The 20,048-nt window shown below is 49.9% G+C and carries 20 protein-coding genes; 12 read left to right on the top strand and 8 right to left on the bottom strand.

Features of this window, described 5'->3' with window-relative positions; all coding sequences use genetic code 11:
- The first annotated feature begins 307 nt into the window (after positions 1-307).
- From AC2D8L_RS06395 to gmk, 8 genes are all read left to right on the top strand, one after another.
- Positions 308-757 carry a GNAT family N-acetyltransferase gene (locus AC2D8L_RS06395; protein WP_484684604.1) on the top strand — a complete coding sequence of 150 codons (450 nt, stop codon included), beginning with the start codon at positions 308-310 and terminating at the stop codon, positions 755-757.
- Between the two features lie 47 nt (positions 758-804).
- The gene (gene fabD, locus AC2D8L_RS06390) at positions 805-1,749 is read left to right on the top strand and encodes an ACP S-malonyltransferase (protein WP_484684603.1); all 945 of its coding nucleotides are present in this window, start codon (positions 805-807) and stop codon (positions 1,747-1,749) included.
- A gap of 36 nt (positions 1,750-1,785) precedes the next feature.
- Positions 1,786-2,523, top strand: a complete 738-nt coding sequence (gene fabG / locus AC2D8L_RS06385; protein WP_484684602.1) for a 3-oxoacyl-[acyl-carrier-protein] reductase — start codon at positions 1,786-1,788, stop codon at positions 2,521-2,523.
- Positions 2,524-2,733: 210 nt separating this feature from the next.
- A complete protein-coding gene (locus AC2D8L_RS06380; RefSeq protein WP_435669114.1) occupies positions 2,734-2,970 on the top strand; it encodes an acyl carrier protein in 237 nt (78 codons plus the stop codon).
- A gap of 24 nt (positions 2,971-2,994) precedes the next feature.
- On the top strand, positions 2,995-4,263 hold the full coding sequence (gene fabF / locus AC2D8L_RS06375) for a beta-ketoacyl-ACP synthase II (protein ID WP_484684601.1): 1,269 nt from the start codon (positions 2,995-2,997) through the stop codon (positions 4,261-4,263).
- A gap of 96 nt (positions 4,264-4,359) precedes the next feature.
- Positions 4,360-5,463, top strand: coding sequence for an endolytic transglycosylase MltG (gene mltG, locus AC2D8L_RS06370; protein ID WP_484684600.1), 1,104 nt, complete (start codon positions 4,360-4,362; stop codon positions 5,461-5,463).
- Positions 5,464-5,534: 71 nt separating this feature from the next.
- Positions 5,535-6,428, top strand: a complete 894-nt coding sequence (locus tag AC2D8L_RS06365; protein ID WP_484684599.1) for a YicC/YloC family endoribonuclease — start codon at positions 5,535-5,537, stop codon at positions 6,426-6,428.
- Between the two features lie 130 nt (positions 6,429-6,558).
- Positions 6,559-7,206, top strand: coding sequence for a guanylate kinase (gmk, locus tag AC2D8L_RS06360; protein WP_484684598.1), 648 nt, complete (start codon positions 6,559-6,561; stop codon positions 7,204-7,206).
- 280 nt (positions 7,207-7,486) lie between these two features.
- Here gmk and rsmA read toward each other — a convergent pair whose 3' ends face one another.
- The 6 genes from rsmA to AC2D8L_RS06330 form a co-directional block, all read right to left on the bottom strand.
- Positions 7,487-8,329 carry a 16S rRNA (adenine(1518)-N(6)/adenine(1519)-N(6))-dimethyltransferase RsmA gene (gene rsmA, locus AC2D8L_RS06355; RefSeq protein ID WP_484684597.1) on the bottom strand — a complete coding sequence of 281 codons (843 nt, stop codon included), beginning with the start codon at positions 8,327-8,329 and terminating at the stop codon, positions 7,487-7,489.
- Entirely contained in the window at positions 8,326-9,345 is a 1,020-nt protein-coding gene (gene pdxA / locus AC2D8L_RS06350) for a 4-hydroxythreonine-4-phosphate dehydrogenase PdxA (RefSeq protein WP_484684596.1), read from the bottom strand. Before pdxA ends, rsmA begins: the two co-directional genes overlap by 4 nt.
- A gap of 6 nt (positions 9,346-9,351) precedes the next feature.
- Positions 9,352-10,254: a peptidylprolyl isomerase gene (locus AC2D8L_RS06345; RefSeq protein WP_484684595.1), complete on the bottom strand. Its 903-nt coding sequence runs from the start codon at positions 10,252-10,254 to the stop codon at positions 9,352-9,354.
- 120 nt (positions 10,255-10,374) lie between these two features.
- On the bottom strand, positions 10,375-12,675 hold the full coding sequence (locus AC2D8L_RS06340; protein ID WP_484684594.1) for an LPS-assembly protein LptD: 2,301 nt from the start codon (positions 12,673-12,675) through the stop codon (positions 10,375-10,377).
- Positions 12,672-13,748 carry an LptF/LptG family permease gene (locus AC2D8L_RS06335; protein WP_484684593.1) on the bottom strand — a complete coding sequence of 359 codons (1,077 nt, stop codon included), beginning with the start codon at positions 13,746-13,748 and terminating at the stop codon, positions 12,672-12,674. Before AC2D8L_RS06335 ends, AC2D8L_RS06340 begins: the two co-directional genes overlap by 4 nt.
- The gene (locus tag AC2D8L_RS06330; protein ID WP_484684592.1) at positions 13,745-14,848 is read right to left on the bottom strand and encodes an LptF/LptG family permease; all 1,104 of its coding nucleotides are present in this window, start codon (positions 14,846-14,848) and stop codon (positions 13,745-13,747) included. The genes AC2D8L_RS06335 and AC2D8L_RS06330 overlap by 4 nt, the downstream gene beginning before the upstream one ends.
- Before the next feature lie 192 nt (positions 14,849-15,040).
- On the opposite strand from AC2D8L_RS06330, the gene AC2D8L_RS06325 reads away from it, so the two are divergent.
- The 4 genes from AC2D8L_RS06325 (at position 15,041) to AC2D8L_RS06310 (ending at position 18,416) form a co-directional block, all read left to right on the top strand.
- The gene (locus tag AC2D8L_RS06325; RefSeq protein WP_484684591.1) at positions 15,041-16,534 is read left to right on the top strand and encodes a leucyl aminopeptidase; all 1,494 of its coding nucleotides are present in this window, start codon (positions 15,041-15,043) and stop codon (positions 16,532-16,534) included.
- 18 nt (positions 16,535-16,552) lie between these two features.
- Positions 16,553-16,999, top strand: coding sequence for a DNA polymerase III subunit chi (locus tag AC2D8L_RS06320; RefSeq protein ID WP_484684590.1), 447 nt, complete (start codon positions 16,553-16,555; stop codon positions 16,997-16,999).
- Positions 17,000-17,124: 125 nt separating this feature from the next.
- A complete protein-coding gene (locus tag AC2D8L_RS06315; RefSeq protein ID WP_484684589.1) occupies positions 17,125-17,925 on the top strand; it encodes an endonuclease/exonuclease/phosphatase family protein in 801 nt (266 codons plus the stop codon).
- A 104-nt stretch (positions 17,926-18,029) separates the two neighbouring features.
- A complete protein-coding gene (locus tag AC2D8L_RS06310; RefSeq protein WP_484684588.1) occupies positions 18,030-18,416 on the top strand; it encodes a hypothetical protein in 387 nt (128 codons plus the stop codon).
- A 5-nt stretch (positions 18,417-18,421) separates the two neighbouring features.
- Here the strand turns inward: AC2D8L_RS06310 and AC2D8L_RS06305 are convergent, their stop codons facing one another.
- Together AC2D8L_RS06305 and AC2D8L_RS06300 are read right to left on the bottom strand one after the other, a co-directional pair.
- The gene (locus AC2D8L_RS06305; RefSeq protein ID WP_484684587.1) at positions 18,422-19,264 is read right to left on the bottom strand and encodes a carbohydrate ABC transporter permease; all 843 of its coding nucleotides are present in this window, start codon (positions 19,262-19,264) and stop codon (positions 18,422-18,424) included.
- A gap of 447 nt (positions 19,265-19,711) precedes the next feature.
- Positions 19,712-19,912, bottom strand: coding sequence for a hypothetical protein (locus AC2D8L_RS06300; protein WP_484684586.1), 201 nt, complete (start codon positions 19,910-19,912; stop codon positions 19,712-19,714).
- Positions 19,913-20,048 lie beyond the last annotated feature (136 nt).

Below are 20,048 nucleotides of genomic sequence, written 5' to 3'. Positions count from 1 at the left end.
GGCGTCCAAAATAAATTCACAAAGAGCGGGAACACGGGAGGCCGATACCGTTCCTGATATCATTCGGTTAAGCCATAGCAAACCGATCCTCCGTTCAGCCCCCGGCCAAACGAACTGGCGCTACCTACATGGCGTCCAACAATATTGCAAGTCCAAACTGGGTTTTTGGCGCGGATTTCCTCTATTCACAGCGAAAAGTGAATAAACCACACAAAACCTTGCAACCGGGGTTTGTGGTGGAATAAAATGACGTTCCAGATCGTGCAACTCAATATGTTGCGCGATTGCTTTTTTAAGAGGGCAGTGAATGTCAGATATTAGTGTGCGGGTTTTACTCGATTTAGATCGCGAAAAATGGGGCGAGCTATATGCCGCCTATGCGCGTTTTTATAATTCGACACAAACTGAAGAGATGCGCGAGCGTGTTTGGAATTGGCTGCACACTGACGACCAGAACCTTTTTGGTCTGGTGGCAATAGATGCAAAAGAAAACATTGTCGGCATCGCCCATTGCCGCACATTTTTGCGCCCACTCGCGGCCAGTACCGGCCTGTTTCTAGATGACCTGTTCGTTGATCCAGATAGCCGCGGCAGTGGCGCCGCTGAGGCACTAATCGCCCACATTCGCCAGCTAGCAGCAGATAAAGAATATGAGATTGTGCGCTGGATTACCGCGGACAATAATTACCGCGCACGGGGGCTATATGACCATGTCGCGCGCAAAACTGACTGGCTAACATACGATATTCAGTTATAACAAAACCAATAATTGTATTTAGTTTCCCTGATTGTAAGGCCACAAGAATGACAAAAAGAGCACTCACTTTTCCCGGACAAGGCAGCCAAGCTGTTGGCATGGGCCAAGAGCTTGCAGAGAATTTTGCAGAGGCAAGGGCTGTTTTTGACGAAGTTGATGAAGCGCTTCAAACAAAACTGTCCCAAACCATGTTTGAGGGCCCCGAAGACACGCTTCGCTTAACCGAAAATGCTCAGCCTGCGCTGATGGCTGTCTCAATGGCCGTCGTTCGGGTGTTGGAAACAAAGGGCGTAAAAGTCGCTGATATTGCAGACTACGTCGCGGGCCATTCGCTCGGCGAATATTCTGCCCTTTGTGCTGCTGGTTCGCTTTCAATTTCCGATACTGCCCGTCTATTGCAGACCCGCGGTCGCGCCATGCAGCAAGCCGTGCCTGTTGGTGAAGGTGCCATGGCAGCAATCTTGGGTCTTGAGTTGGCGGACGTTGAAGAAGTTGCCGAAGCGGCCAAACAAGGCGGTGTCGTCGACGTCGCAAACGACAATGCACCCGGCCAAGTCGTGGTGTCTGGTGAAGCATCAGCTGTTGAACGCGCGATTGAGCTAGCAAAGGCAAAGGGCGCGAAACGCGCGATGTTGTTGCCCGTTAGTGCGCCATTCCATTGTTCGATGATGGGCCCGGCGGCCGAAGTAATGGAAAGCGCATTGGCCAACGCTGAGATCTTGGAACCAGTGGTGCCGCTTGTATCTAACGTGTTGGCCGCACCAATTTCCGACCCCCAAGAAATAAAACGGCGCTTGGTCGAGCAAGTCTGCGGCAAAGTGCGTTGGACTGAATCTGTCACTTGGCTTTCTGGCGAAGGCGGCGTGACGGAGCTGGCCGAGTTGGGCACAGGCAAAGTACTGTCTGGCCTTGCGCGTCGCATCAATCGTGATGTAAAGGCAGTGCCTTTGAATTCAGCGAGCGACATTGAAGCTTTCGCAGCATCTTTATAAGTTAGAATTATCCATCTAGTGGGAAATGGGACGACTATGTTTGATCTATCCGGAAAACGTGCATTGGTTACCGGCGCAAGTGGCGGCATTGGCCGGGCAATTGCGCAGAACTTGGCACAATGCGGTGCAGAAGTTGCACTTTCAGGCACGCGGGTTGAAAAACTTGAAGAGGTAGCGGCTTCGATTTCAGGTAAAACGCATATTGTTCCCTGTAACCTTTCAGATCTTGAGGCAGTGGATCAGCTTATCCCATCTGCAATCGAGGCGATGGGCGGCTTAGACATTCTCGTGAACAATGCTGGCATCACCCGCGACAACATCTTCATGCGCATGAAAGATAGCGAATGGGACGATGTGATTGCTGTGAACTTAACGGCTGCATTCCGCTTGTCACGTGCTGCGGTTAAAACCATGATGAGACAGCGTGCGGGACGCATCATTGGCATAACTTCAATTGTTGGCGTTACGGGCAACCCAGGGCAGGGTAACTACGCAGCGTCAAAAGCTGGTTTGATTGGCATGTCTAAATCGATCGCTCAGGAAGTTGCTAGCCGTGGCATCACAGTGAACACAATTGCGCCCGGATTTATAGCCTCGGCAATGACTGATGAGTTGAACGAAAAGCAGCGCGAAAGCATTTTGTCGACCATTCCTGGTGGCAGATTAGGAACAGCCGACGAAGTTGCAGCAAGCGCCGTATTTCTTGCCAGTGACGAGGCAGCATATGTTACAGGACAGACCATTCATGTGAATGGCGGCATGGCGATGATCTAGATTGGCGGGCCATAGTTGGTTTTCTCATGTGCACAACATGCGTAACCGATGTGGTCAAACGCGATAAAGTATGATAGTGCCCCCTCCAACGCAGGCCCAAAACGCATTTGTTGGCTATTAAGTGGGTTGATCCACCTTGGGGAACTTGTAATCATGACGATGAATTAATACATCGTCGGGTGAAATTAAATTGGCGAAGAGGAACTAAATATGAGCGACATTTCAGATCGCGTTCGCAAGATTGTTGTTGAGCATCTAAATGTAGAAGGCGAAAAAGTTGTAGAAAAAGCTAGCTTCATTGATGATCTTGGCGCGGACTCGCTCGATCAGGTTGAGTTGGTTATGGCGTTTGAAGAAGAATTCAGCGTTGAAATCCCTGATGATGCAGCCGAAAACATTCAGACATTCGGCGACGCAGTTTCTTTCCTTGAGAAAGCTGTTAAATAAGTAACCTTTGGTTATAGTGCTGTTATGACTTTACGACGGGTTGTTGTTACAGGTTTGGGCGTTGTTAGCCCATTGGGCACGGGTGCCGATGCCGTTTGGAGCAATGTTCTTGCTTCAAAGAGCGGCGCAGCTCGTGCCACTGGATTTGAAGTTGACGATTTGGCTTGCCAAATTGCGTGTCAAATCCCATTTGGTGACGGCTCGAACGGAACCTTCAATCCTGATGATTGGATGGAACCAAAAGAGCAACGTAAGGTCGACCCGTTCATTGTTTACGGGATGGCAGCTGCAGGTCAGGCACTTCAAGACAGTGGTTTTGAGCCTAAGACCGAAGAGCAAAAAGAACGGGCCGGTGTATTAATCGGCTCGGGCATTGGCGGTATTGGTGGCATCTACGATGCCGCGATTACCCTTAAAGAACGTGGCCCTAGACGACTGAGCCCATTTTTTATTCCCGGACGTTTGATCAATCTCGCGTCAGGATATGTTTCTATCAAACATGGACTTAAGGGTCCTAACCACTCAGTGGTTACAGCCTGCTCAACTGGCGCACACGCCATTGGCGACGCTGCCCGTTTGATCGCATTTGACGATGCTGACGTCATGGTTGCAGGTGGTACAGAATCACCTGTGAACAGACTTTCCTTGGCAGGCTTTGCGGCATGCCGCGCCCTTTCCACCGGCTTTAACGACAGTCCAGAAAAAGCGTCTCGTCCCTACGACAAAGATCGCGACGGTTTCGTGATGGGTGAAGGCGCTGGTATTGTTGTTTTGGAAGAATATGAGCACGCCAAAGCACGCGGCGCAAAAATTTACGGCGAAGTAATCGGCTATGGCCTATCAGGCGACGCGCATCATATTACAGCCCCAGCGGCCGACGGGAACGGTGGTTATCGCTCCATGGCCGCCGCGCTGAAACGTGCGGGCATCGCAGCTTCTGATATTGATTATATCAACGCTCATGGCACATCGACTCCACTTGGCGACGAAATTGAACTCGGCGCGGTAACCCGCTTGTTGGGTGATGCGGCGTCGAATGCAGTCATGTCCTCGACTAAGTCGGCAATCGGCCATTTGTTGGGCGCAGCGGGTGCGGTTGAAGCGATTTTCTCGCTGTTGGCCATGCGCGACAATATTGCGCCACCTACCATCAATTTGGACAATCCTTCAGTTGAAACTGAGATCAATTTGGCGCCAAATGTGCCCGTTGAGAAGGAAATCAACGTCGCGCTTTCAAACTCTTTCGGGTTTGGCGGCACAAACGCATCGCTGATTTTCCGTACAGCGGATTAATTCGCCAAGTTTTTTGTAAAATCAACATTTTCCCCTTGTTTTGCCGCATTCGTGGCACCAAAATGCGCGCAAATTTAACAGTGAGTTTTAGGGTGCATGGCTGATTCAAATCGCGTAAAAAAAAGAAAAAAACAAAACGGTTTTATTCAAACGCTTAATGCGTTCCTGACACTGATTGTTATTGGCTTAGTAGCCGCCATTGGGTTGGTCTATTACGGCGTGACACAGTTTCACAAAACTGGCCAAATCTCTGCTGCAACAGTGTTTGTGGTTCCCGAAGGCGCTGGCCTGAACATCGTCGCCAAGAAGTTGGAAGACGAAAAAATCATCGACAACATGTATGTGTTTCGATTTGGTGCGGTGGCCACAGAAGGTGCTGCTGGCCTAAAGCGCGGCGAATATTTGCTGCCTGCAAATGCCAGCATGAAACAGATTTTGGATACGCTCGTTGAAGGGCGGCCAGTGCAATATAATGTTACAGTGCCCGAAGGCTTTACATCGTGGCAGATTGTTGAACGGATGCGTGGCGTCGAAAATCTCACCGGTGAAATTGCTGAGCTACCCGCAGAAGGCTCTTTGCTTCCAAATACTTACTCATTTGAACGGGGCAGTAGTCGTGCAGACGTCATTGCTCAGATGAAAGAAGCACACGACAAAGCTGTCGCAGAGATTTGGGCAACGCGCGTAGAAGGCCTTCCGATCACCACGGTTGAAGAATTCGTCATACTGGCATCCATCGTCGAAAAAGAGACCGGCCTTGCAAGCGAACGTCCAGAAGTTGCTGCTGTTTTCGTCAATCGTCTGAACAAGGGTATGCGTCTGCAGTCTGATCCAACCATCATCTACGGCATCACAAAGGGTGAGGGGGTGCTTGGACGAGGCCTTAGACGCTCTGAGATTGACGCCAAAACAGACTATAACACCTATCAAATTGATGGGCTGCCAGCAGGACCAATTTCAAATCCAGGAATAGAGTCGCTAAAAGCCGTCGCAAATCCTGCCGAAAGCGACGCACTATTTTTTGTAGCTGATGGCACGGGTGGTCATGCTTTCGCCCCAACTTACAAGCAACATCAGAAAAATGTTGCTGCGTGGCGCAAAATTGAAAAAGAACGTCAACAAGCTGCGGATGCCGAGGCGCAAGCCGCCAAAGATGCTTTGGAAGCAGAGCAAAGCGATAAGAATGAAACCAACAATTAGGGCTAGACCCTAGACCGCAAGCGAATTGGGGCGTGGCGGGTTCCAATTTGACGAGGCAAGGAATGCGACAAATGATGAAACCTTTGGCCAGCATGACCGGCTTTGCGCGCGGTTCTGGAAATGCCCAGGCTTGCAGCTATACGATTGAGCTGAAGACTGTAAACGCGCGCGGGCTTGATATCAGGTTGAGGGTGCCAACAGGATTGGATGATCTAGAACATTTGGCGCGCAAGCGATTGAGCCAACGCCTAAATCGTGGCGCGGTAAATTTGGCCCTCAATGTCACCAACAATAGCGCGCAGACCGAAGTCAGCGTGAATGAGCAGGCACTTGGTACGGCACTGGATGCTATCGACACGCTTTCCGGCCGTATTGAAGCTGACCGCCCGCGTTTAGACGGCATTCTGGCGCTTAAGGGTGTGCTTGAGGTCAAAGAAGCAGAATTATCGGACGATGCGCGGGCCGAACTCAAGAACAACATTCTTGAAGATTTGGATATTGTCATCGACGATTTGCTAGAAGGACGCCGCCTTGAAGGTGCGCAATTGCTTGAAGTGATCGCAGATCGTTTAACCGAGATCGAAGCCCTTACTGCTGCCGCAGAATCAAATCCGTCCCGCACCCGCGAAGCGATTTTGGGGCGGTTGAAGGATCAGGTCGCGGCACTCTCAGATTCTGAAATCGGCCTGTCCGAAGATCGTCTTCACCAAGAGGCGCTGGTTTTGGCAACGAAAGCTGATATTCGCGAAGAGTTGGATCGCCTCACGGCACATGTTGCAGCCGCCAGAAACCTGATCAAACAGGGTGGGCCGGTTGGTCGAAAGCTTGATTTTCTTGCCCAAGAGTTCAATCGAGAAGCAAACACACTCTGCTCGAAAAGCAACAATGTCGAGCTCACCGCGATTGGGCTGGACCTCAAAGCGTCGATCGATCAGCTGCGTGAGCAGATTCAAAATATTGAATAACTCGTCCAATATGGGTGCAGTTCTTCGCCGCCAAATTGCAAAAAGACTTGAAATTTTGACCGCTATCAGCATGTTCGTCTTCAACGTCTAATTTGACGACAAGCAGTTTTGATAAAGGTTGATGTCCACTATGTTTCAACGTCGAGGTATTATGCTCATTCTTTCTTCGCCGTCTGGCGCCGGAAAGACGTCAATTTCACGTACGATATTGCGCCAGGACGACAATATTCAACTTTCAGTTTCTGTGACCACGCGGCCAAAGCGCGCAAACGAAGTTGATGGGGTGGATTATCATTTTCGGACTGTTGATGAATTCAAACAGTTGCGCGATGCGGGCAAGTTACTTGAATGGGCCGAAGTGCATGGCAATTTCTACGCCACGCCATCGGCTGAAATTGAACAGCAATTGGCGTCAGGCAAAGACGTCCTCTTTGATATCGACTATCAGGGCGCGTTGGAGCTCTATAAAAAATGTGCCGAGGATATTGTTGGCATCTTTGTACTTCCCCCTTCGATTGCTGAACTTAAACACCGTCTTGAACGCCGCGCTGACGACAGCGAAGAAGTCATTGAAAAAAGGCTGAAAACGGCACGAAAAGAACTCAAGGAATGGGAAAAGTACGACTTTGTCATCGTAAACAAAGATTTGGACAAAAGTTGCACATTGGTCAGCGAAATTATCAGTGCGGCACGCATGCAGCGAGAACGCCAAAAGGACTTACCCTTGTTTGTCAAAGATTTGCAGGAGCAACTTGAATCTGTTCTTGCGGCCAAATAGGGGCTTAAAAGCTCAAGGTCAATCTTTGAAAAAATGATGACTTTTGCGTATATACAGTTCGTCATACGTCTGCTAAGTTGTTGTTGCTACACATTAAGCGAGTAGTGACGGGAGGAGACAATTTTCTGCTTCGCCTTGATCTTCTCATAAGGGGCTTGATGTTAACGCTCACAATACTTGGTTCAGGCATAAATTTTGCTATGCCCACCCGCTCGTGGTTCGAGCGGGTGTTTTGCGTTTTAGGGGTAGGTTTTTTGCCCAATTCGATGCGCAGAAGTTGTCACTTCATCCGTTGATAAAGCTCTGCCATCGCCACAAATTGTTCCACGCTTAACTCTTCTGCGCGTTCGGTTCCCTTAATGCCCGCTGCTTCATAAAAAAGTTCAAGATCAACATTTAGTCCCTTCAGGCTCTGGCGCAACATCTTGCGACGCTGCCCAAATGCGGACCGAGTCACGGCTTCCAAATTTTGAATTTTCAGATCTGTATCGAGCGATTTAGGCACTAGATGTGCAACAGATGACGTCACCTTCGGCGGCGGCGTAAATGCCGCGGCTCCAACATTTAGTGCGACATGTGCGTCCGTCATCCAACTACATAGAATCGACAGACGTCCATAAGCCTTTGTGCGCGGTTTTGCGCAAATGCGATCTGCAACTTCCTTCTGGAACATCAGTGTAAGACTTTCAAACACCGGATCTTTGCTTTGAAGGCTCAACCAGCCGGTCAGCAGCGGCGTCGCGATGTTATAGGGCAGATTGGCCACAAGTTTTGTTGGCCCTTGCGCTAAAGCGGCATAGTCGATCTCCATCGCATCGCCAGAGATCACCTCAAGGCGACCCGGATATGCTTCAGAAATTTCTGCTAGAGCAGGCAAGGCCCGTTCATCTCGCTCAATCGCTATAACTTTCCTCGCCCCTTCGGAAAGCAGCGCTCGCGTTAGCCCGCCGGGCCCGGGGCCAACTTCTATCACGGTTGATTCTTCCAACGGCGAAGCAATGCGCGCAATACGTGCGGTCAAATTTAGGTCGAGCAAGAAGTTTTGACCAAGCTCTTTCTTTGCGCTCAATCCATGCTTGTTGATTACGTCGCGCAGAGGAGGAAGGCTATCAATCTGGCTCATACATTACCTTGTTTGGTCATATTGTCGGCAAGCATGATCGCTTCATACATGCTGGTGGGCGACGCTTGGCCGCTGCCTGCTAGGCTTAGCGCAGTGCCGTGGTCTGGGGATGTCCGCACAATCGGCAGGCCAAGTGTAATATTGACCCCCGCATCAAATCCAATTGCCTTTACCGGAATTAGGGCTTGGTCATGATACATTGCGATCATAACATCGTAGCTTCCCCAAATATGGGGTGCAAAGGCCGTGTCCGCGGGTAGGGGCCCATCTACCTTTATGTTGTATCGTTCTGCAAGTTCAGCAATCGCCGGCTCAATGATTTGGATTTCTTCATCACCCATTGCGCCATCTTCGCCGGCATGTGGGTTAAGGCCGGTGATACCAATGCGTGGCACCTCAATGTTAAATTTTTCGCGCAAGTCGTGGAAAGCAACGCGTGTTGTTTCAACGATTCGTCCGGTGGTGAGCCGCGAAAACACTTCCTTAAGGGCAATATGGATTGTCACCGGAATGGCACGCTTGTCTCTATGGGCGAGCATCATCACAGGACGCGGGGAAACCCCATTTTCGCTGCACAATGACGCCAAAAACTCTGTATGCCCGGGATATTCAAAACCTGCATCATACAGATTTGCTTTGTGGATCGGCGCAGTAACGACAGCACGCGCATCGCCTAGCTTGGCCGCGTCAACCGCATGTTCAATAGATTTCGTCACCATCGGCGCGGATGACTTGTCTAAAAAACCTGGATTATCTGGTGCAGTATGGCCGACATCGAGCACGCCAAGTTCATCTGCCGCAATGTTGTGTACTTCTTCAATCGATGAAATTGGGGTGATGTTGACGTCGAGCCCCAATCGTTCTGATCGGGCGCGCAGAAATGCCGCGTCCCCGAACAATACGCAATTCGGCAATGCTCTATTTTCTCGATCAGCAAATAGCTGCAAGATCAGGTCTGGGCCTATGCCGGCCGGCTCACCAATGGTTAGGGCTATTGGGGCCTGATGGTTAGCCATTTGAAATTAACGCCGCTCTACAGTGGCCTGCTCCAACAGCTTCTTCAAATATTCATCAGACTCAGTTTTCAATTTCTCAGAGCCAACTTCGTTGCGCAATTTTCCCTTCACGAATGTAAGGTCATTGGCTTGGTTTTTCTCGCAAACCGCAAGCATCTGAACGCCATTCGCCACTGTTCTTGGCTTCGACAATCCACCAACTTTTAGCTTTGAAAGTTCAAGCGCAATCGGTTTTGCCAATTGTGTTGAATGGCGGCGTCCTAATTTGCGAACCGCCGCGTCTCGGTAGGAGAGGGCGAGTTCTACTGCGCTCTCGCAGCCATTAAAGTTGCGACGATATTGGTTGGCCTGGGCTGTCCGAGACTTCACTGACTTGCCGCCAGAACTCAAAAACAGAACTTCGGTCAACATATAGTCATATGTGACAGTTTCGCCCAATTCCTCGCGTGCAGCAAGATCCAAGTCTACATCTGAAATTTTGACCTTTTGGCGCAACACTTGAGAAACCACAGCTTGCCAGGCAAGGTTCGCCCGCAAACGATCTTTTACTGTTTTTGTTTGCACACCAGCGGCGTTCAAAATGGTGTTAAGGCGTCCAACACTCAGTTTTGCGTTCACAGCAATGCGGCGATAGGAAGCTTCAACGGCCTTCTCATCAGCTTTGAAACCTAACCGGCGTGCTTCGGCAACCTGCAATGCCTCATTGATCAACTCAGTTTGTGCGATGGCGCGACGGTCAGAATTCGATTTTCCCCGTCGCTCCAATCGCATAAACAAGGCGCGTTGGTTGATGTCGTGGTCGGTTATGGTTTGACCGTTTACGATCACTTTTACTTTGGCGGCATATGCAGTTCCAGCGATGCTGGTAAAGCTAAGAAGTGCAATTAGGATCAAGCCAACAATACGCATTATTCAATTCCTGATTAGATTTTGGGGCCGCTTGTCAATTGATAACATGTGCCAATTGGTGTCATGTATCACGCAAGGGCATGTGTGGGCAAAGAATGCGGCCATTTTTGGGATCAAGCCTTACAAATTGTGATCGTACCCGACATCCGCCAACATTTTGAGTTTCAGCTTAAATCCGACAAGGTCGCCTTTAAACCCATCAACTCCTTTGGATTTGTAATAGACACTGCCAGCGGTATATTGATCATCATATCCAAGGCTGACACCGTAATTGTCCAATTTGTTCGTGGACAAATTGTAGCGAGCGTCCGCGCCAACAGTCCAATAGTCGCTTACATACACAGATATGTTGCCACCAACTTCTTGACGACTGGTTGTAACCCCCGGTGCCATGTCCGCTGACTGGTAAGCGTAATCCGTTCCAACGCTAAACAGTTCGTGCACATATTTTGCCGCGACCGCGGCGCGATCAATCGAAGCGTCTGTTGGGTCGATTAGCATTTTCGTGCCAACTTCAAGCCCGGCCCAAGGTGTGCCTTTTGCAGCAATCACAATGTGCGAGGCGCCATCATTTACCCCAGAATTAATCCCGGTCTGGTTCGGGTTAGCCACAGCTGCGCCGTTTGTTCCACCAATTTGATAGGATTGACCGATAGTCACGTCGAACCAACGACCGTCGTCCAAATCAGCGTGATAGGATAGGCCAAGGCTTGCGCGTGTGCCGCTTTCCTGCCGGTCGATTCCTGAGAAACGGTTGAAGCTGAACAAGTTGCTGTCGTCAAATACAAAACTTTGAGCATCTTCGTTTGTTATACCGGTAGAGGTTGGGCCGCCACGGGAAACTACCTGCAACCGAGGTGTGAAATAATGCGTTACGCCGTCTCCATCTGCCACGAGCGGCCAGCTCACATCAAGCGCCGCTATTGGTGTTGCTGAATGGCTTAAGCTCGCGCTTGGTGCGCTGGCATGCGTGCTTGCATCACTATATTGAGCAACATCGCCGCGTAAACCGAGATAGGGCGCGACCAATATGCCGCCGGGCAGGGCCCACTCGTTGCGCCATGCTGCTTGCATCATCAAGTGTATTTTGGATCCGCTGAAACCATCAACATATTCGACGCCGTTGACGGAAGAACTGCTATCATCAGTTCTCACAATATTGATGAGCTTGCCGTCCAATAAAACTTGTCCATTGCCGTCAGGTAAATCACTGACATGGTGGCCGATAATTTGCGGCAGAATTTGGCCTTGCTTGGCTTCGATTGCCGCGCCACTATTTCCCAATCCTTGGCGGTACTCGACACGGGCGTCAACAAAACTATCGGGTGTGAGTTTCGTGGTGTAAATGCTCTGAACGGCAAAATCACCCTCGCGGTTGCCTTTGTCGTAATCAGGGAGGAACGCGCGGTCCGTGAAGGCAGTATATTGACCACCTGTCACCCAGCCATCAGCTATCGTTGTGTTGGCTTTGAGCTGAAAGCCGCCTCGGAAATTCGTTTCGCCAAGCTCACCTGCATATGCAGATGGATCGAGTTGGTAAATGCCCCAGGCATCGGCTGCATAGGTTACTTTGCCAAAGGTTTTGCGCCAGTTTGCTTCCCCCAACACACCTTGACGGGTATAGAATTCAGGTGAAATTGTCAGCCCAAGGTTTGCGTCATGCCAGACGAACCCAGGGTATTTAATGGCGACGCCTTTTTCGGTGCTATAGGATAAACCTGTCCGCAGAACTTCTTCGATATTTGTCAGTGTGGGGTCCGGAAACGCCAGCCACGGCAAATATGCAATAGGGATACCAACGATTTCTAGTGTGCCTTTAGTGAAATAGATGGTCTTTTGGTCGGTGTCGCGCACAATTCTTGCTGCTTTTATGCGCCAACCAACTTGACGGCCCTTTTTGTCAACGCAATTTCCACAAGGGGTTAGGTTTGCGTCGTCCAAAATGATCTTGGTCTTGGTTTGAAATTCTGCGTCTACCGCACTCAATCGCAATCCCTCTGGTGTTTCAAAAACGAGGGACTTCAAAAACCCTTGTTTGAAACCACCGAACAGCTCAGCACGGTCGGCGATATATTCTTGGCCATCTGGATCACGAACGGCGACAGACCCAATCAGAATGACCTTGCCTGTGCGTTGGTTGTATTCGGCACGCTCCGCCGCCACCAAGTATCCTTCAGTGGACATGCGAACATTGCCGGTAGCAGTTACAATCGATGTGTTGTTGTCCACATTCAAAAAGTCCGCTGAAACCAATATGGAACCAGTAGACGAAAGTTGCTGCGTTGCGAAAAAATCAGGTGGGAGAATCTCATCGGCAACCACTATTTGAGTAGGCACGATTGCAAAGCCCAACACAAAAATCGTGTTGCGCAACGCCCTTCGCAAACTACTCCAACCCGCGTGGTTACGCGCTATACTCATCCGTCTTCCTTCCACAATAGCACGCTTGTTCCAATAACAATTGCGACTATTGCAGGTCCCCATGCGGCCAATGTTGCATCCATCGCACCAGATCCGCCGGAGCGGTCTAGTAGCTTCGTGACAACATAAAGCACAAACCCCAGCACAATACCATATAGAACCTGCGATCCGGAAGTGCCGTGTCGACGATAACCGGAGGTAAATGCAAACGCGATTAACAAAGAACCAACAAGCAAAAATGGTAGTACTTCCATACGTTTAAGCCGCATTTGTGCCGACGAAACATTTTCACCTACGCTCGAAACACCGTTAAGGAACGCCCGCAACGTGTAAATATCCATTTGATGCACGGAACCAAGTTGCAAATTTATCTCTTCTTTTGATGCATTGGATGCGATGAACAAGGTCGAAAACGGCTCGCTTTTACTATCACTTGAACGGATATGGCCGTCTTCCAGCTGCCATCCACTAGAATCATATTGTGCAGACTCCGCGAAAATCTGAGCTGCGGGTGTTTCAGGGCTTCCTTTTTGAAAAACAAACACGTCGCGCATTTGCAATCCATCATCGGAAAGGGCGTTGGCCCGAATGAAATATTTACCGCTTTCATTATCTTGGATTATCCAACGGTCTTTTCCGGCCTGATCAAACTTGGCGGCGTCAACGACACCAGTGTGACGTTCCAACATTTCATTGCCAGCTAAAACCAAAGGCTCAATCAAGTAGCTAACCAAAAGACCCAACGCAGCACAGGTTGCAATGGGCACCATGGTAATGTCCCAAATTGAGATGCCGCTGGCTTTTGTCACGATGATCTCGCGATTATTTTGCAAATCCATCAGCGCCAGAACAGCGCCAACCAAAAATGCAATGGGCAGCAAGTCTAGCGCCCACTTTGCGGCCGACAGCGCTGAAGCCGCAAGGGTTGTCCAAGGTTTGTCGAACAGCCCGGCATTGGAACGGTTGCCCGTTTCCACAATCTCAATCAAACCAACCAAGCAAAAAAACAAAAATGTCACCAGCAAAATGGAGCGCAGAATATTGATGGTGAAGTGTTGGCCCAACTTACTCATTGAATTGCCTCCTTCAATTGCGAAGGAATTGGCGTAAATGCTTTGCGTCGCCACGCGATTACCAGCGCGACTAATAATGGAATTATCGGGATCAAATAAAGCACAGCCACATAGCTGAGGTCAGTGCTGACAAATTGTTTTGCGCTTGTGCCAAGTACCTTCACAAAAACGCCCATGCCCAAAATCAACACATCAGCATTAAGTCGCGACTTAGAACGCATCATCGTGGGCTGCATCGTAAGATAGAACGCAAATATGGCGAGGCTGATTAAGTAAATGGATGAGGATAATCGGCTATGCAGAAGCGTTATATTTCGCGTCGGGCTAACCCCTGCCATGATCAAGCCGACCAATTCAACGCTTGTTGGTTCCACTGCAGCAAACAGGTTTGATTGCGCCAAATTGCGGACCGAAACTTGATATGTCGCAAACTCCAGCGTCGATAGCTGCTTTGTTTCATAGGTGTAATACTGGATTGCGCCGTCGGTCAGGCGGATGAAGAGCGTGTCATCAATTTTTGAAAGTTGAGAACGGGCAGCAAAGGTCGTTTGGCTGCGCACTGGGTCGCGCTCATCATGCAAGAAAAATCCCAAGCCCGTTCCATCGTCATCGCGACCTTCGATCATTAAGGTTAGGCCCGCGCCGACCTCCGTAAAGCGTCCGGGTCGCGAGGAATTTGCGATCAAATCGGCATTGATTTCGTCTGAACGTTTTGCCGCCAATTGATTGGACATCGGAACCAACTGGTGGGTCAGGCTCATTTCCATCGCTACTCCAGCAACAAGAATCATCATGATCGATCTGTATAGCGGTTTAAGACCAATACCTGAGTGGATTGGGAACAGTTCCTTACTCACTTGCATCGCCCGCAGACTACGCGAAATACCCAGTGCCACGCAGATGAAGAGAATAATGCTGACGACTTCGGGCACCACCAGAATGGACTGGCTGAACATGGTCAAAACGCCTTGGCCTTTAGCCGTGACCAAGTCAATTGTACGCAACAATTGTACCATCCAACCTAAAAAGGCCATCAGCAGCACAAGTCCAAATGCTGATGTCAAATATCGATTAAATAAATAGCGCGAAATCAAATCCATATGTCATGTTTGCCATAGCCAATTGTGGCCGTACAGAGTGAAATTTTGTGTCTGTTAAGTTGAAAAGCAAATTTGAGCATTGAACTTTCTATTTCATCAGCGCAGGATGCGAAAAAACGGCGCACCAAAAATGCGCCCCGCCTCGGCTGTTGCCAATTCACAATGCAAAAATCACATAGATGGAACGATTTGATGGATCAGATACTGAATTTAAAAATTGACGGCTTTTCAAAAGTAAAATCCAAACGGATTTGCCTGCTGGTTGGCGACAAGCTTTCACTAGGCACTGAGGCATCTAGCATTTGGGGCAAAACAGGACTTGATCTTTCAGCACTCTCAAAAGCCTCAACATTTGAAGCGAAAAGTGCGAGCTTTTTCAATGTGTTTGCGCCAAATGGTGTGGATGCCGATCAGGTTTTGCTGGCCGGTGTTGGTGAATTAGGCGCAGATAGTGAGGCAAAAGATTTTGCCAGCGCAGGCGGCACGATTGTTAATCAGTTGCGTGGCCTCAAAGCCAGTGATGCAACCGTTGTCTTTGATATTGAAGCAAGTGCCGAACAAATTGCCCACTTCGCAGCTGGGTTACGTCTTGGCCATTACCGCTTTGATAAATACAAAACAAACCCAGGCAAAAAAGATGATTTGCCGCCTAAAGAACTCAAGCTGACCCTTGCTGTTGCCGACAAAAAAGCCGTAATGGCCGCTGACAAAATCCAAAATGCTGTGTCACAAGGCACCATCACGGCGCGCAACTTGGTCAACGAACCTGCAAACATACTTGGCACCGTTGAATTTGCGCAAGCTGCCAAAGATCTTGAAGCCGATGGGCTTGAAGTTGAAGTGCTAGACGAAAAGCAAATGACCAAACTCGGCATGGGCGCATTGCTGGCGGTTGGTTATGGCTCACGGCGTCCGTCGCACATGGCGATTATGAAATGGAACGGCGGCAAAAAGGGCGACGCGCCGATCGCTTTTGTCGGGAAGGGCGTTGTGTTTGATAGTGGCGGTCTTTCCATTAAGCCAGCTGGCGGTATGGAAGATATGAAGGGCGACATGGGCGGCGCGGCCGCGGTTACCGGCATCATGAAAACGCTTGGCATGCGCAAAGCCAAAGTCAACGCTGTTGGCGTTATTGGCTTGGTGGAGAACATGGCCGACGGCAATGCCATGCGCCCAAGTGATATTATCACATCCATGTCCGGTCAGACCATTGAAGTGTTAAATACTGATGCTGAAGGTCGTCTGGTTTTGGCCGATGCGCTATGGTACACCAAAGAGACATTCAAGCCGAAGTTTATGGTCAATTTGGCGACACTAACCGGCGCGAACATGGTCGCGCTTGGCGATCAGTATGCAGGTCTGTTCTCGAACGACGATGATCTATCAAAAGGCTTAACGGAAGCTGGACTAACCGCTGGCGAGCGCGTTTGGCGCATGCCGATGGGCCCTGAATATGACAAGCTTATCAATTCAAAATTCGCAGATATGAAAAATATCGGCGGACGTTGGGCCGGCGCAATCACCGCCGCGCAATTCTTGAAACGCTTTGTGGGTGACGTGCCATGGGCACACATCGATCTATCAACAGCGATGGGCGTTCCGGCCACGCCAATTTGCAAAAGCTGGAGTACTGGCTTTGGTGTGGCGCTGCTGGATCAGCTCGTTCGTGATAATTACGAGAAATAAAGGGGTCGGGGAACCAATTTGACCGAGATCCTATTCTATCATTTGGAGCAGCGCCCGCTTGAAGCGGTGCTGCCCCTTTTGCTCGAAAAAACGCTGGAACGCGGCTGGCGAGCTGTGATCGAAATCGGCGAGGAGGACGCTTTGGCAGGCGTCGATCAAGCCCTCTGGACTTATCGCGAAGACAGCTTCTTGCCCCACAGTTTGGGTGACGATGAACAAGCCTCAGACCTTCCGATTGCGCTGGTTCTAGACCAATCAAATCCCAACAACGCCCAATTGCGCTTCTTCGCCAAAGGGGCGGTGCCAGTTGACGTCGGAAACTATGAACGCCTCGTCTTCATGTTTGACGGCCACGACCCAGACGTTGTCAACCGCGCCCGACAGGCGTGGAAAGCCCTAAAAGACGAGCACCAACTGACCTATTGGCAACAAGAAGCAAACGGCAAGTGGGTGAAGAAGGCGTAGCAATTTTTCCTATGTTTCGGCTGATTTGACGTTGAGAGAACCCGAACATCACAAATTGATCGGCCCTTGCAGAAACGCATCAGTATCGCAAATATGCTGCACGTACATTGGCTGGGGATTGATCAATGAATATCATGTGCCTGAATGGTTGGGGCGGAAAGCTGGGCGAGGCGTTGGTGGCTTATGTCTGTAATGCCAATCCTGACGTTCTTTGCCTGCAAGAAGTTGTCCACACGCCCGCAACTGATAAGGAATGGTTGACCTATCGCGACGGTGATCACATCCTGCCGCAACGTGCTAATTTCTTTCGTGATGTCGCCCATGCTTTGCCAGATCATATCGCGATTTTTTGCCCTGCGGCTGAGGGGGAGCTTTGGCACGGGAACAAATCCATCCCCTCACAATTTGGCCTTGCGACATTTGTCCATAAGTCGCTGCCCATAATCGGGCAGGTGCAAGGTTTCGTGCATAAATCATATTCGACCAACGGATATGGAGAGCATCCACGGCCGCGCAATGCACATGGGGTGCGGGTTTATGACGCCAAGAACAATCGCACCATCAGTCTTACCCACATGCATGGCTTGCGGGATTTGAATGGGAAGATGGACACCCCCGAACGTGCCGCGCAAGCAAGGCGCTTGCTCGAGCTTTCACAACAATTGCGTGAGCCAGAAGACCTGGTTGTGGTCTGCGGTGATTTTAACGTGGAACCAAACAGCGAAACGCTTCAAATATTGGCGCGGGCAGGGCTGACGGAACTGGTGACAGGACGCGGCTTCACCAGCACGCGAAACACGCATTACAAAAAGCCCGGCAGGTTTGCGGATTATATGTTGGTCTCTGATGAGCGTGCGGTGCGGGCGTTTGACGCCGTGCGTCAGCCAGAAGTGTCAGACCATTGCCCATTGGTCCTCACGCTCTGATCCAACCAGAGCAGACTTGGCGTCAGACACTTTGCCACATGGTAGAGTTTTGTCGAGAGTGTTTTGATTTCAAATAAATCGAGCGCTGTACAGATGGGCAAACAATGACATTTCGCACCTTAAACATAGCTGCATCCTTATTATGCACGACACTTGCCATTTTGTTAGTCGCTCTGCCAGAGGTGATCTATTTCATATTTAGTTTAGCAGGTGACCCGGTGGGTGATTTTCTCGCCAAGCGCGCTGGAATGCTGTTCTTAGGACTGGCTACTTTGCTTTTTCTCAGCCGAAATGCACAAGCGTCGAGCGCGCGTTCAGCTATATCGTTAGGGCTGGCTGTCACCATGGGTGGATTGGCAGTTGTCGGCGCATATGAATTCTTCCGGGGCTATGCAGGTCCCGGCATTTGGTTAGCTATGCTCACAGAAATAGGGTTTGCGATCGGATATTTTGTGGTGTTTAGATCCGACCATCAGGCTAGCAATGCATAGCGATTTCAGCCCTTTACCGCTCCAGCGGTTAGGCCTGCAACGATGTGCCGTTCAAGTAAGGCATAGATAACCATCACCGGCAAAATGCCGACCAGACAGGCTGCCATCACCCAGTTTGGAGCCACTGTTGATCCGCTGGAATAAATATACAACCCCACGGGAAGCGTATGAAGGTGTTGCGCTGTGTTAAAAGTTATTGCGAATAAGAATTGTTGCGCGTAAGCGCCAATGAAGGTGGCGATGGTGACGACAACAATTCCGGGTTTGGCAATCGGGATAATCACCCGCCACAGAATGTACATTCTGGATGCGCCATCGACCCATGCGGCTTCTTCAAGTTCGCGCGGAATTTTCATCAGATATGCGCGCAGCAGCCAAATCCCAGTCGGAATGAGGAACGCGGCCCCGGGGCCAATTACCGCCCAATAAGTGTTCAGCAGGTCCAAATGCATCATTATCTTGAACAACGGCACGATCAATACCGCGCCACCCAACATATTGATCATCAGGAAGCCTGCGAGCAAAGCATTATCGCCCTTAAATCTGAAACGTGCGAAGGCCCATGCCGCCGGTATTACTGCAGTTAAAGTGATGATGGTGACGCATGTCCCGATAAAGAGGCTGTTCCAAATGTAGAGCCCAAGCCTTGGCATGCGTTCCCACATTGTGAAATAGGCGTCAAAGCTCATACCGTCGGTAAGTGCTTGGTAGGGAATGGAAAATATCTCACGCCGCGGCCGCATTGAAACCAAAAATGCCTCAATGAATGGCGCAAGAATGAAGGTCAAAAAAACCGCTATACCGAGATATATGCCAACTTTTTCATACCATCGATACTTGTCGATCATCTGCGCGTTTCCGCCCTTGCACCAATTTTTGCGTTAAACCAATCCCGGCATTGGGGGCAAACGCCTATTCAAGTTCACCAACGGTCCCGCTACGTCTGCAGGAACCAAAAAATCAATCGATTTACAGCCTTCGGGAGCGGCGATTGGTTTATCGCCAAAGAGTTAGTTCGATTGGCCTTAACAGCCTAATACTTGGAAATTAACGAGGAGTGCACCAAGAACAACATGAAAATATCTGCGAGGAAAGTGACAGGATTCACTTCCCGCGTAAACTGAAAAGTCAAAGCGGACTGGTATAAATAGCCGAACAATGCGAAGCAGCATTTTGTTCATCTTCGTCGGGTTTATGTCGAACTCAACACCACTCATTCCTTAAAATGAAGCGCTGTGTTTGGTTGCCGCCCGCTGTGCGTGCGGGTTCGCATCCTCTTGACCCCTAAAACTGGCCTAAGCTGCGTCAAACCTTGCTTGGTTGTCACTCATCCACTTCGCTTGAGCTTGTTTCATTTCTTCTTCGGATTTGCCTGCCTTGTTGTTCATTACATCAGCATGCGCATCAGAGTAGTGGGGCATCAGCGCCTTCATCCAGTCTTGGAATGTCTCGCCTTGAGCCTCATGGTCGCATAAATCGCATTTAAGAGTTTTCACGAATTTCTCCCCGGGTTTTGCATCGCCTGAACCTGAAAGTATCAACTGATCAAGCCAGTTACAACTTTGAAGCGAAATTGGCGGCAACTACAGCACGCTTACCTTCGTTACGGAGTTGCACAAGCAATGCTGGGTA

It is taken from the genome of Maritalea sp. YIW29 (assembly GCF_057219265.1).
This window is presented reverse-complemented; position numbering and strand designations above follow the sequence as displayed.